Source organism: Shewanella sp. 10N.286.52.C2, assembly GCF_002874545.1.
Classification (GTDB): domain Bacteria; phylum Pseudomonadota; class Gammaproteobacteria; order Enterobacterales; family Shewanellaceae; genus Shewanella.
In genome coordinates, this window is record NZ_MCTV01000013.1 from 105,515 (window position 1) to 117,729 (window position 12,215).

At 41.8% G+C, this 12,215-nt stretch carries 13 protein-coding genes; 5 read left to right on the top strand and 8 right to left on the bottom strand.

Annotation, left to right across the window (positions count from 1 at the left end; all coding sequences use genetic code 11):
* Nucleotides 1-44: 44 nt before the first annotated feature.
* Complete coding sequence (crp, locus tag BCU94_RS06390; protein WP_076538973.1) at nucleotides 45-680, bottom strand: cAMP-activated global transcriptional regulator CRP; 636 nt, start codon at nucleotides 678-680, stop codon at nucleotides 45-47.
* Between the two features lie 375 nt (nucleotides 681-1,055).
* Here crp and BCU94_RS06395 point away from each other — a divergent pair, with 375 nt between their 5' ends.
* On the top strand, nucleotides 1,056-1,847 hold the full coding sequence (locus tag BCU94_RS06395; protein ID WP_102439961.1) for a tetratricopeptide repeat protein: 792 nt from the start codon (nucleotides 1,056-1,058) through the stop codon (nucleotides 1,845-1,847).
* 134 nt (nucleotides 1,848-1,981) lie between these two features.
* A complete protein-coding gene (locus BCU94_RS06400; protein WP_102475916.1) occupies nucleotides 1,982-2,413 on the top strand; it encodes a hypothetical protein in 432 nt (143 codons plus the stop codon).
* 275 nt (nucleotides 2,414-2,688) lie between these two features.
* On the opposite strand, the gene BCU94_RS06405 is transcribed toward BCU94_RS06400, so the two are convergent.
* The 3 genes from BCU94_RS06405 to BCU94_RS06415 form a co-directional block, all read right to left on the bottom strand.
* Nucleotides 2,689-3,597, bottom strand: a complete 909-nt coding sequence (locus BCU94_RS06405) for a phosphoribulokinase (protein WP_102475917.1) — start codon at nucleotides 3,595-3,597, stop codon at nucleotides 2,689-2,691.
* Between the two features lie 148 nt (nucleotides 3,598-3,745).
* On the bottom strand, nucleotides 3,746-4,012 hold the full coding sequence (locus BCU94_RS06410; protein WP_102439914.1) for a YheU family protein: 267 nt from the start codon (nucleotides 4,010-4,012) through the stop codon (nucleotides 3,746-3,748).
* Between the two features lie 2 nt (nucleotides 4,013-4,014).
* Nucleotides 4,015-4,977: a hydrolase gene (locus BCU94_RS06415; RefSeq protein WP_102439913.1), complete on the bottom strand. Its 963-nt coding sequence runs from the start codon at nucleotides 4,975-4,977 to the stop codon at nucleotides 4,015-4,017.
* A 98-nt stretch (nucleotides 4,978-5,075) separates the two neighbouring features.
* Between BCU94_RS06415 and BCU94_RS06420 the strand changes: the two genes are divergently transcribed.
* Nucleotides 5,076-5,576: a TAT leader-containing periplasmic protein gene (locus BCU94_RS06420; protein ID WP_102439912.1), complete on the top strand. Its 501-nt coding sequence runs from the start codon at nucleotides 5,076-5,078 to the stop codon at nucleotides 5,574-5,576.
* A 35-nt stretch (nucleotides 5,577-5,611) separates the two neighbouring features.
* Entirely contained in the window at nucleotides 5,612-7,207 is a 1,596-nt protein-coding gene (locus BCU94_RS06425; protein ID WP_102475918.1) for a GMC family oxidoreductase, read from the top strand.
* 31 nt (nucleotides 7,208-7,238) lie between these two features.
* Here the strand turns inward: BCU94_RS06425 and BCU94_RS06430 are convergent, their stop codons facing one another.
* Both BCU94_RS06430 and BCU94_RS06435 read right to left on the bottom strand, forming a co-directional pair.
* On the bottom strand, nucleotides 7,239-7,688 hold the full coding sequence (locus BCU94_RS06430) for a TIGR02444 family protein (RefSeq protein WP_241901101.1): 450 nt from the start codon (nucleotides 7,686-7,688) through the stop codon (nucleotides 7,239-7,241).
* Nucleotides 7,689-7,719: 31 nt separating this feature from the next.
* Nucleotides 7,720-9,630 carry an ABC transporter ATP-binding protein gene (locus BCU94_RS06435; RefSeq protein WP_102439909.1) on the bottom strand — a complete coding sequence of 637 codons (1,911 nt, stop codon included), beginning with the start codon at nucleotides 9,628-9,630 and terminating at the stop codon, nucleotides 7,720-7,722.
* Nucleotides 9,631-9,794: 164 nt separating this feature from the next.
* On the opposite strand from BCU94_RS06435, the gene BCU94_RS06440 reads away from it, so the two are divergent.
* Nucleotides 9,795-9,992, top strand: a complete 198-nt coding sequence (locus BCU94_RS06440) for a YheV family putative zinc ribbon protein (protein ID WP_198589351.1) — start codon at nucleotides 9,795-9,797, stop codon at nucleotides 9,990-9,992.
* Nucleotides 9,993-10,143: 151 nt separating this feature from the next.
* Here BCU94_RS06440 and BCU94_RS06445 read toward each other — a convergent pair whose 3' ends face one another.
* Together BCU94_RS06445 and panC are read right to left on the bottom strand one after the other, a co-directional pair.
* Nucleotides 10,144-10,680 carry a DUF4124 domain-containing protein gene (locus BCU94_RS06445; RefSeq protein WP_102475919.1) on the bottom strand — a complete coding sequence of 179 codons (537 nt, stop codon included), beginning with the start codon at nucleotides 10,678-10,680 and terminating at the stop codon, nucleotides 10,144-10,146.
* 630 nt (nucleotides 10,681-11,310) lie between these two features.
* Nucleotides 11,311-12,156: a pantoate--beta-alanine ligase gene (panC, locus tag BCU94_RS06450; protein WP_102475920.1), complete on the bottom strand. Its 846-nt coding sequence runs from the start codon at nucleotides 12,154-12,156 to the stop codon at nucleotides 11,311-11,313.
* Nucleotides 12,157-12,215 lie beyond the last annotated feature (59 nt).

Sequence of the window (12,215 nt, forward strand, 5' to 3'; positions counted from 1 at the left end):
TTATCACTTTAATTAATCACCCTTAAATCAAGCTGAAGCTTAACTTAACGAGTGCCATATACCACAATAGTTTTACCGTGAGCTTGAATAAGATTTTGTTCTTCAAGCATTTTTAATATACGGCCAACAGTCTCACGTGAACAACCTACAATTTGACCAATCTCTTGACGAGTGATCTTAATTTGCATGCCATCAGGGTGAGTCATTGCATCTGGTTGCTTAGCAAGGTGTAATAATGTTTGTGCGATGCGTCCAGCAACGTCTAAGAAAGCTAAATCGCCGACTTTTTGGCTAGTGCTGTGCAAACGGTAAGCCATTTGCGCAGTTAACTTCATTAGAATTTCAGGATTAACCTGAATCAGTTGCTTGAATTTCTTGTAAGAAATTTCTGCGATTTCACAAGGTTGTTTGGCACGAACCCAAGCTGTACGTTCAGCTTGTTCTTCGAATAAACCAAGTTCACCAATAAAGTCACCTTGATTAAGGTATGAAAGGATCATTTCTTTCCCTTCTTCATCTTTAATCAATACAGCGACTGAACCTTTAACGATGTAATACAAGGTATCAGACTCTTCACCTGCGTGTATCAAGGTGCTTTTCGCTGGGTATTTATGGATGTGACAGTGTGAAAGAAACCATTCCAAAGTTGGATCAGGTTTAGGCTTGCCAATCAGAGCCATGTGTATTTCCTCGATTGATAAAATGAAAGTAAGGACTATCTAATAAAGTAATTGTACTTGAGTTAATCGTGTAAAACTTTGATGAAGATCGAGTTTAACATTATGAAAAAACAGTCAAGTACGGTATTAAGTTATTAAATTAGAAATTTATTTTTGCAGCTGCACGCCACATTATTATCTAATTTAGCCTTGTCTGTTTTAATTGGCAAGTTGATGTTTCTTTAAAAGCATTGTTTTATCAGATTTTTATCAAGCTTTAGATTGAAGATGAACGATTTATTATGATTAATAGGGATTGGTTTATTGTAAAAATCCCCATTGGTGGTTATTGTTAATTTGATTATCAAAGTTGAATCGCTGCAGTACGAGGTTAGTTTGAAATATTCGCAGAAATTATTAAGTGTTGGCTTAGCCTGCTCATTAGGTTTATTGACGAGTGTCAGTGCGCCAGTCAGTGCCTTTTCAATTCCTCAATCGAAAGCATCTCAAGCGGCTAGTAAATTAGTTCATATCCAATTGCGGGCGGCGGAAGGCAATGCCGACGCACAATTTTTATTAGGGCTAATGAGTTTAGCGGGGCGATTTGTCGACCAAGATATTGATCAAGGCATTTATTGGGTCGAGCAAGCGGCGCTACAAGATCATATTAAAGCGCAGCAAACTTTGGCAGATTTAACCTTTGAAGGAAAGTTATTACCGCGGGATTTAGCGGTAGCAGAAAAATGGTACCAGTCTTTAGCTAAGCATGGCGATCCACGAGCTCACTTTCGATTAGGCTTTATTTACTCTGCTGGTGGCGATGGTGTAACCCGCAGTTGCGGCAAAGCTTTAGAGCAATTCACCCAAGCAGGTGACGAAATTGCGCTGGGGAATGTGGCGTGGATTTTAGCGACCTGCCCTGAAGAAGAGTATCGTAATGGGTCAAAAGCGGTGCAGCTTGCACTGCAATTGCTTGAAAGTAACGCTAACGATCCGACCAACTTAGATAACCTTGCTGCTGCTTATGCCGAAATGGGTGAGTTTGAACTGGCTGTTGATACCCAACAAAAAGCCATTGAAGCATTAAAGCAAAACCCAGAAGTTGCCCAGAGCGATGAATTTATCATGCGACTTGAACAGTATCAGCAAGGCAGGGCTTATCGTGAAATCATTCCATTAATGAATTAAGCAATGTTTTGTTTGAATTGAAACGGCCAACAAGGCCGTTTTTTTGTGGCTAAATTTTAGTGCGCGTGGACAAATCATAGCTATTATTAGCTGATGATTAGAGTCAGTTTATTCATCACGACTAGGCGATCACAATGAATGGAATTGTAGATAATAAATTAAAGCTCTATCAGCTTACGGTGATATTTAGCTTACTGTTTTCGCTAATGGGATTCTCATATAACGTCTGGCGTATGGAGATAACAGAGCATAATAGCAATGTTAGAACAGCAAGTTTTGAAATGCTGCTAGAGCTAGCGCAATTAGAGCAATTGGTCTATGCGGCGCATTACGATAATGATACTGAATTAGGTAACCCTAGGGTGGGATGGGTCAAAGTGGGCTTAATTGAAGATTTAAGTTCATTAACCAATGATCAAGTCAGGCTTAAAGCACAAAATTTAACCTTGGTTTGGTCAGAACAATGGCAACAGATGCTAGAGAGCGAAGCTGCAAGTATGGAGATTACCGCTAAAATTGATTTGGTTCGGGCTGAGATAAAACGCTTACTGGTCTCGTTAAATTAACGGTTTAACAGGGCGAGTTGAAATGGTTTTAGTCTTAATTGAACGCGGCTTATAAGGGCGCTTCAAAGAGCAAGTGACAGGAACAGCGAATAATAGAAGCAGGTTTGCTGATATGCCCAAGTGCGCTAACAGATAAATAAGGGGGAATTAACACCCAAGAGCACATCAACTATCGTTCTTTCGCCTGAAGTCCCGACAGCGAGAATGATAATGGTTTAGGCTTAAATTAAGCTTAACCTGCCAAGTTTACTTGTATTACTTGTATTAGTCGTTGCTTATTCTGCTGGGCTAGCATCATCGAGCTGTTGTACTTCATCGGCAGCTGCTTTTTTCTGCATAATATCTTTAATCAGTGGGGTTAATATTAACTCCATTGCTAATGACATCTTGCCACCAGGCACGACTAAAGTATTGATGCGTGACATAAACGAGCCGTCAATCATTCTTAAGTAATAAGGAAAATCAACATTGTCAATATCTCTAAAGCGGATCACCACAAAACTTTCGTCTAAGCTGGGGATGTCTTTAGCGCTAAATGGATTGGAGGTATCAACTGTAGGAACTCGTTGAAAGTTGATATGGGTGCGAGAAAATTGTGGCGTCATATGCTTAATATAATCATCCATACTGCGCACAATCGAGCCCATGACTTTTTCACGGCTATGGCCTCTGTCTGAGGTATCGCGAATAATTTTTTGAATCCACTCTAAATTGACAATGGGCACCATACCAATCAATAAATCTACGTGCTTGGCAACATCAGCATCTTCAGTGACGACGCCGCCATGCAAACCCTCGTAATACAGCATATCGGTTTTTTCAGGTAATGGGTGCCACTGGGTAAATGTGCCGGGCATTTGGTTAAATGGCACCGCTTCATCAAAAGTATGTAAGTAGCTACGGGTTTGGCCTTGGCCTGTTTCGGCATAGCTTTTAAAGCACTCTTCAAGTTTGACGAAATTATTGGCTTCAGGGCCAAAGTAACTGAGGTTGTTATTTTCAGCCTGTGATTTTCGAATTAATACTTCCATCTCTGCACGGGTGAAGTTATGGAAACTATCCCCTTCAATAAACGCTGCATTAATGCCCAGCTGGCGGAAGATATGAGTAAATGCTGTGGTCGTTGTTGTTGTGCCTGCGCCAGATGAGCCAGTAACAGCAATAATGGGGTGTTTAATAGACATTTATCCTACCTAGATCAAACGTGAAGAAGTTAATTATGATGACAATTCAGTATTTTATAATCCGTTAGTCATTCACATTCACATGTTTCAACCTGAAGAAAAACAGACTCTATTTATACGGCTTGAAACGGGTTAGGTCAATCTTGCATTAAAAGAATGGCTCTTTGTCATCACTGTTTGGATGAATGATCTGCTGTTTTTGTCTAATGGCAATGGATTCATCTTCTTCGCTAAATTCAACGATGAGTTCGCCTTGTTTTAAAGCTTGTTTACATTGATTTATGGCATTTTGTAACTGAGCGTCATCGGTTTGGCCAAAAGAGCCATCTTCAATTTGGGTAAACAAGTACTCTTTAATTAAATTGTCTAATGTTGCTGGTGGCAGTTGTAGCAAGGCATCATAAGGAATAAGCATAATTAGCTCTTTAAAAAATGGATAATTCTTGATTCAAGGTAAAAACGTGGCTTCCAAGGAACGCCGCCGCTGATAAAGCCAACATGGCCGCCCTTAGGGTGTAACTCGTATTCCACATGTTCTGATAATTCTACTGCCGCAGGAATGACATCATCGGTCATGAAAGGATCGTCTTGAGCATGGATAACTAAGGTCGACTTGCTGACATTTTTTAAAAAAGGCTTACCACTGGCTCTTTGGTAGTAATCATTAACGTCAGCAAAACCGTGTAAAGGAGCCGTCACTTTATCATCGAATAAATAAAAGGTGCTTAATTGCTGAATTTGCGCTTCAGTGACGGGCATTTTCTCAACCAAATTGCTTTGCAGTACTTTGCTGTGCATTTTGGCTTGCAGTTGCTTTATTAAATGCTGCTGATAAACTTTTGAAAAGCCCTTTTCTAATTTTTTAGCACAGGCTGCGAGCCACAAAGGCGCTGAAACAATTATGGTTTTTTCTAGCAAGCTTTGCTCGCCTTGTTCACCTTGATATTTTGCCAGTACATTGCCGCCTAGGCTGTAGCCGACGGCATACAGTGGTGATTCTGGGTACTGCTGATGTAACTGAGTTAGGGTAAAGTGAATATCTTCGGTGTCGCCACTATGGTAACTTCTGGCTAACCGATTTGGCTCGCCTGAGCAACTACGGTGATGATGGACAACAGCGCATAAGCCATGGTTTTGGGCGGTTTGTAGCATACGCCTGACGTAGTGTGATTCACTACTGCCTTCAAGTCCATGGAGGATCACTAAAATTGGCTGGCCATTTTGCGGCTTGCCTAACCAATCCAAATCAATAAAATCACCGTCAGTCAGCTCTTGGCGCTGTCTGTGGGTGTCTGGTTTGGCCACCTTAAATAAAACAGGTAAAATCGTTTGAATATGAGGACTTACTGCCCACCATGGTGGAGTGAAAATCTTTTTCATAAGGGTATGTATAGTGCAATAGTTTGTGAATGTTCAAACGTATGTTTAAATGTTGTTAGCGACCACTTTATCACAGATGTTTGCAGCAAGGGATAACTATGAAACGAAGAACCTTTTTGGCTGGCGCCTTTACCGGTACCGCTGCGCTGGCCTTGGGTGTGAGTTTATACACCCCAGACATTACCGATCATCCTGATGAAAATCATCGTTTACTTTTTAATGTGCTAATCCCTATTTTTATGGATGGCACTTTGCCAGAAGTTGCTAATTATCGCGAAGCCTTTATTAATCGTACCATAGTCGCGATTAATCAAACCATCAGTGTGCTGCCTGATGATCAAAAAAGCGAGATTAATCAGCTATTAAATCTACTTGAGAGCCGGATGGGTTTATTGCTGCTAACGAGTAGCCTGACGCCATTGATGCTTCGCTCTGCTGATGAGTTAGTGTTGATGCTAGAAGAGTGGCGCCATCATTTTCTGCAAATGCTGCAAACTGCCTATCTTGGCTTACGGGAATTAGTGCTATCCAGTTATTATGCCTGCCCAGAGCATTGGGGACGGTTACATTACGCTAAACCCACTTTTTTGACCGCCTAATTTTCTTTGATGTAAACCGTGTTTAGGAGTGAGACGTGGCCGCTAATATTATTGACCCCATTACAGAAGGTTTAAAAGCCGGCTGGCAACATATTGATGCGAGTAAACTTGAAAACGATCAGCATTTTGAAGCAGACGTAGTGATTGTCGGCACGGGCGCGGGGGGCGGAACGGCAGCTGAAATCCTCACTCAAGCGGGTCTTAAGGTCATCATGGTTGAAGCTGGACCACTTAAATCGTCCAGTGATTTTAATATGGAAGAGCGCCGTGCTTACCCTGATCTATATCAGCAAGCAGCAGCGATGAAAACCGCTGACAAAGGTATTGGTATTTTTCAAGGTCGCAGTGTGGGCGGCTCAACGACGGTTAATTGGACCACCTCAATTCGTACACCTGAGCAAGCCTTAGCATTTTGGGCCCAAGAAAAGTCAGTTAAAGGCCTATCGTCAGAAAGCTTATTGCCATGGTTTGAAAAAATGGAAACGCGGCTAAATATCAGCGAGTGGCAATTTCAACCTAACCGTAATAATGCGGCCTTAAAAGAAGGCTGTGAAAAACTCGGTTGGGAATATACGGTGATCAAACGTAATGTTAAAGGTTGCTGGAATACAGGTTATTGCGGTATGGGGTGCCCGGTCAACGCTAAGCAGTCTATGCTGGTCACCACCATACCGAGTGCCTTAAAGCAAGGCGCTCAGTTAATATCAAACGCTAAAATTACTGATCTACAGCATAAAGCCGATAAAGTGACTGGTTTAACCGCCAGAGCGCCTCTTGCTTCAGGCCATGGCGCGACTCTGACTTTTAAGGCGAAGCACTATATTCTTAGTGCGGGTGCTCTTCATACGCCGACGATTTTAATGCGTGCTAATACCCCAGATCCTTATCAGCTTTTAGGTAAAACTTTTCTTCATCCTACTTTGTTATCAGGCAGCATTTTTGATAAGCAAATTGATGGCCATAGCGGCGCGCCGCAATCGATATATTCCGATGAATTTGTATGGCGTGATGGCGCTGCTGGAGAGCTGGGTTATAAATTAGAAGTGCCCCCGATCCATCCAGTATTAATCGCATCAAAAACCATTGGTTATGGTCGTAGTCATGCCGAGTTAATGACCCAGTTTAACAATTTACAGGTGATGATTGCCTTAGTGCGTGATGGCTATTCGGCTCAGTCTCCAGGTGGGCAAGTACGCTTAACTGATACCGGCTTTGCGTTAGATTATCCGCTACAAAAACCTTTTTGGGATGCGGCGAGAAGGGCGTTTGCCACTATGGCAGAGCTGCAATTTGCTGCAGGTGCTAATGCCGTGTTGCCCATTAATGATGGTGTTGGCAAGCAGCTTAACTGGCAACAAGCCAAGCAAACCATTGCCACTATGGATATTGGTTTATTAAAAACCATTGTAGCCTCTGCCCATGTAATGGGCGGTTGCGCTATGGGAGAAGATAAAACCCTATCGATGGTCAATAGTGAGGGGAGCTCCCATTATTTTGAAAACTTGTCAGTTATGGATGGCTCCATGTTTCCAACTAGTTTAGGTGCTAATCCGCAGCTATCGATTTACGCGATTGTAGCCCGAAATGCGACCTTATTGGCAGAGCGTTTAAAGCCGTCAGTTAAGGTTTAATGCTATGTGATTTTGTTAGTCTGCAGCGGTATTAAATTGCGTGTAAATTTTTAAAATCATCATGGTTAATCCCGAATAATGATAAGTAGTTATCGGTATTTTCATTTGCGCAATGCTGATTCGCTTTAATCTCTGGGGTAACAGTGTTGAGTTTTGTTAGTAGCATTTGCTGGGATTTACGTTCCAGCATTAACTCAATGTCGAGCATCTGCTGATATTCATTAGCTTTAATATGCTCTTTCGCTAAACGGCGCAAGGTGCGATAAGGGTTAACGACCTTGGTGTCCCAATCGTTTATGGTAGCCGCTAACGCTTGCCATTGGACTAAGGGCAGTAGATAGCCTTTTTTATCAAGGTATTGCGCCAGTAGCAGCATGTTAACATTCACTTGGTAAGCATCCTGAAGGCTGATGTAGCGCTTAGGTTCAATAGCGTATTGGCTTTCACATTCTCGCCATAGTAATGAATTAAACTGCTGCACTGATCCTATCCCTTGTTATCTGCATTATGAATTAACCGATACCAAACTCTTGTTCGATGATTTCAATTTCTTCTTGTAGCTCAAACCAGTTCATTTCACTTTCGTCCATTGATTGGGTGAGCGTGGTTCTTTCATTGAGTACTTTGGTCATTTTAGCTTTATTTTCAGCTTCATAAAGTGAACCATCAGCTAACTCTATTTCTAATTCTGCTAATCTGGCAGTGATTTTTTGTTGCTCAGTTTCTAATTTTATTTGTTTTTTACGCAGTGGCGATACTTTTTGTCTTAGCTCTGCTTCAATGCGTTTTTGCTGCTTTTTATCAATACTTGGAGTTGCCGAGCTATCTTTACTGCTATTGGACTGAGCCGCTTTAGCCGCATCTAATAACCATTGATGATAGTCATCTAAATCACCTTGGAATGGTTTAACAGCGCCTTGGTCTACTAAGTAGTAATCGCTACAGCTTAAACGTAAAAGATGTCGATCATGTGACACAATCACCATCGCACCTTCAAATGTTTGCAGCGCCATGGTCAATGCGTGACGCATTTCTAAATCCAAGTGGTTGGTGGGCTCATCGAGTAACAGTACGTTAGGACGCTGCCAAACTAATAGCGCCAACACTAAGCGCGCTTTTTCGCCACCAGAGAACGGTCTAACGGGGGCAAGTGCCATATCGCCATTAAAACCAAAACCGCCGAGAAAGTTTCTAAGTTCTAGCTCTTTTGCGTTAGGCGCTAATCGCACCATGTGCTGTAACGGGGTATCATCAAGACTTAAAAATTCAATTTGATGCTGAGCAAAATAACCAATATTCATTCCTGGATTAGGTTGGTATCTACCCGTTTTGGGTTGTAATTGACCCGATAGCAACTTAATTAAGGTTGATTTACCCGCGCCATTTCGGCCCAGCAAGCCAATACGTGCACCTGGTACTAAGTTAAGCTCCACTTCGCTAAGGATGGTTTTATCATCATAGCCAATAGAGACTTTCTCCATAGTCACTAATGGGTTAGGCAAGGCTTCAGGCTCACGAAATGCCATGTGAAATGGACTGTCTGCATGGGATGGCAGTAAGTTAGCCATTTTCTCCAGCGCTTTTAAGCGGCTTTGGGCTTGTTTAGCTTTACTGGCTTTGTAGCGGAAGCGGTCAACAAAGCTCTGCATATGTGCCCGTTCTTTTTGTTGACGCTCATAGGCCACTTGCTGCTGCGCCATACGTTCGGCGCGGATCCGCTCAAAGGAGCTGTAGTTGCCTTTGTAGTAATTAAGCTTAGTATGTTCAACGTGAACAATTTCATCCACGATACCATCAATAAAATCGCGGTCATGGCTGATTAAGATCAGGGTACCTTGATAGGCCTTAATCCAGCCTTCTAGCCAGTACATGGTGTCTAAATCTAAATGGTTGGTGGGCTCATCCAGCAGCAGTAAGTCTGAGCGGCACAACAGTGCTTGAGCAAGGTTGAGTCGCATTCGCCAACCACCTGAAAAGCTCTTTACAGGATTGCTTTGCTCCGCTTCGCTAAAGCCTAGGCCTGCCAACAATGAGCCGGCGCGAGATTTAATCGCATAGCCGCCAATCGCATCAATTTTACCGTGGATGAGGGCAATTTTATGGCCGTCATCTTCATCTTGAGCTTTGTTTAATTGAACTTCAAGCTCTCGAAATTCACTATCACCATCAAGCACATATTCCAGTGCAGACACCTCTAGCGCAGGCGTTTCTTGGGCTACAGTGGCTATTTGCCAACCAGCAGGAAGGCTAAACTCACCCTTGTCAAGTTGTAACTGCCCCAAAATCAACGCTAACAGGGTTGATTTTCCGGTTCCATTGGCCCCGACCAGTCCCACTTTATGGCCCGGGTAAACGGTAAGGTTGGCATCATCGAGTAAGGTTTTAGTTCCGCGAATGAGCTGAGCTTGGCTGATGTTGATCATGAATAGCAACTTGATTGGAGTGAATACGTAAAGTGCAGTGATAATAACGTATCCCAATGCTGAATGACATTTTATTTCTGTGAAATAGTGAGACGCTTTGGCTGAAATCATGGCAAAATAGCGTCACAGGAATTGCACAATTACATTAGAAAAATAACAACATTATGCCAAAAATTAAAAAGCGCTTCGTTGCAGGAGCAAAATGTCCTAAATGTCACGCCCAAGACAGTATCGTATTATTCAAAGAAAATGGTATTGAAACTGTGGAATGTACTGATTGTGATTACCGAGAGCAACAAACGGAAGCTAAAGTGGCTGAAAAAGCCAATGGCAATATGATCGGAGTATTTAAGCCAGATTAGCGGCTGGAGTAACTGGCTTTGCTTCTCAAGAATATTGAGTTTGGCCTAGTGTTTAAGTTGATACTGGCTGTTTAAGTTGAGGCTAGCTGGTGAGGTCGATAATCAGTACTTAGCTAAAATGAAAGCGACTAAAAATCACTTTTAGTCGCGGCTAGCCTTCTTTTTGTGCCAGTGATGTTGGCGCATCACTTTCTTCGATGATTTTCTTTTTATGATCAGTTAATACGATGATAACTTGACGATTATTGCTCATAAGCTCGTCAAAGCGTGAATTGATTTCTTTCAAATCTTTAATGTAATCAGGGTCATCTTTTTCTTTTTTATGCCAATAGCGATTACGATCAAGTTTTTGGATTTCACTGGCGCGCAGAATTTCGAAGTAGCTGTTTTCTTGCTTCAATCGATACACTTCACTATCAAGCAGCTGAATTAACTTCTCTTTTGAAATGGTTTTTTTCTTCAGTAGGGCTTTGAGCGGGTCTTCTTTAAGGACAACTTTATCAGAGTCGATTTCGGTAGTGATCCCTAATTGAAATTCGATTTTGTGCTGACGATACTCTTTCGGGCAGACAGTTTGACTAAAGACGACGCGTTCATCTTTCATGCACTTATAAATGCCATTGGCTGATGCGATAGGGCTTGCAATCAACGCTAGCAAAATGAATGTTTGTAATAGTCTACTTGGCATGCGGCCACAGATCCTTTTGTCTAACCGATATCGTATCAACTTAGGTGTTGGGTTTATATCAGAAGGTTACCGCTTGGAGGCTCAATATCCATTGAGTTCCGCTGGTTGTTAATTATTATAGTCGGTTATTGCTGTAATGCTTTAGCATACTTTTTAACTATGGCTTAATTTTGGTGAGAATGCCAGTTTTTTGACGCTGGTTTTATAATGTAATAGTAAAAAATCACTATAAATTTGTAATACTTAGTGGACAGTGGGTTAAGTCTTACACTGTCAATGGCGAATGGCTTAACGACTAAAAGTAAGGTTATTGATTCGGTGAGGTTTTCGCCAAAATTCAGTAATAAGTATTACAAAGTGATGATATGTTTCTGATTTAGCAATTACGATCGTAAGGCTTAGTGAATCCTCTTCTAAGTATTACTATCGAACAAGCCAACTAGCGAATGACTTAACGGCTAAAACTCAGGTTGTCGATTAGGCGAATATTGGCTAAAAAGGGCAGTAAAGCGAATTTCAAAATAACTATCTATTTGGATTAAAAATCATAATCATAATCAGAGTCAGCAATTAGACTAGTAAGACTTAGTGAATTCTCTTCTAAGTCTTACTAACGAACAAGCCAATGGTTTAACGACTAAAAGTTAGATTGTCGATTAGGCGAGTATTGCCCAGATAGGCCGCGACAAGTATAACAAAATGGTTATCTTCAGCTGTCACTGGGGCTAAAGTCGCTGCGTTTCTTACCGCTAAAAAGTCCATTTTAAAACCTGCATCAATGAGCTGTTGTTTAGCTACTTCAATGGCTAGCTCAATGGTTTCTCCAGCGGTCACTTGAGCGGCAACATAATCCATTACCTTCTTTATGCTTGTGGCTTGGATTTTTTGCTGGGCAGATAAATAGCCATTTCTAGAGCTCATAGCGAGCCCTGATGCTTCTCGAACAGTGTCGATGCCGATGATGTCGATAGGCAGAGATAAGTCTTCAACCATGGCGGTGATGACCATCAACTGTTGATAATCTTTACGACCAAATAGGGCGATATCCGCTTGAACAATATTAAATAGTTTACAAACTATGGTTGCCACACCGCGGAAGTGTCCGGGACGACTGGCGCCGCAAAACTCTTCGCCTATTTTAGGTACTTCAACAAAGGTCTGATTCTCTAAGCCTTTAGGGTAAATAATCTCTGGTGTCGGTGTGAATAGTAACTCTGCACCCGCATTAATCAGTGCATTCTGATCATCTGCTAGGGTGCGCGGATAAGCTGCTAAATCTTCATGTTGTCCAAACTGCATTGGATTAACAAAAATAGACACCACCACATGATCGGCTCTTTTAAGCGCTTCAGTAACTAATCTAATGTGACCTTGGTGTAAATTGCCCATGGTTGGCACAAACGCAACGGTTTCACCTTGCATATGCCATTGCTTTACTTGCTTTCTAATCTCAGCAATATTCGCGGTGGTGATCATCATTTTTACCTAAACTATTTATCCAAAATATCTATCGATTTAATTAATTGGTTCACTAT